The 608-nt window shown below is 38.3% G+C and carries 1 protein-coding gene; it reads left to right on the plus strand.

Going from position 1 to position 608, the window contains the following annotated elements:
- Positions 1–608 (plus strand): IS1380 family transposase (locus tag IEV18_RS17125; protein ID WP_188393527.1); only part of this gene is annotated, 608 nt, incomplete at both ends.

Consider the following 608-nt stretch of genomic DNA (forward strand, 5'->3'; position numbering starts at 1 on the left):
TTTGATGGTATCACTGGCGATTTCCTTAAAGCGAAGCTACGACCAGGAAATGTTTATACTTCCAATGGTGTCGTTGATTTTGTAAAACCACTTATTGAACACTACAATGAAAATTTTCCAGAAACCACACCGTTTTTACGTGGAGATAGTGGATTTGCTGTCCCGGCTTTGTATGACTTATGTGAAGATGAGTCTGTCTATTACGTGATTCGTCTAAAATCAAACGCTATTTTACAGCGAATGGCAGATGAATTACATCCAGCAACGGAGATATCAGATGTTTCCATGTCTGAATGCTATTATGAGGAAATCGAATACCAGGCAAAATCATGGTCGAAGTCAAGAAAAGTCATCGTACAATCTGTTCGTCCTGCGGGTGAACTGTTTTTTACCCATTCCTTTTTTGTAACGAATTTAAAAGATGCATTCACTCCAGAAACTATCGTTCGTTCTTATCAAAAAAGAGGGACGATGGAGAACTATATCAAGGAAGCTTATCTGGATAAAATGAACAGCCATTCTTTCCAGGTAAATGAAGTCAAAATGATGTTAAGTCTATTAGCGTACAACCTAACGAATTGGCTACGTACCCTTTGCTTTCCAAAAGG

This window comes from Compostibacillus humi, assembly GCF_014637175.1.
GTDB lineage: Bacteria > Bacillota > Bacilli > Bacillales > Amphibacillaceae > Oceanobacillus > Oceanobacillus humi.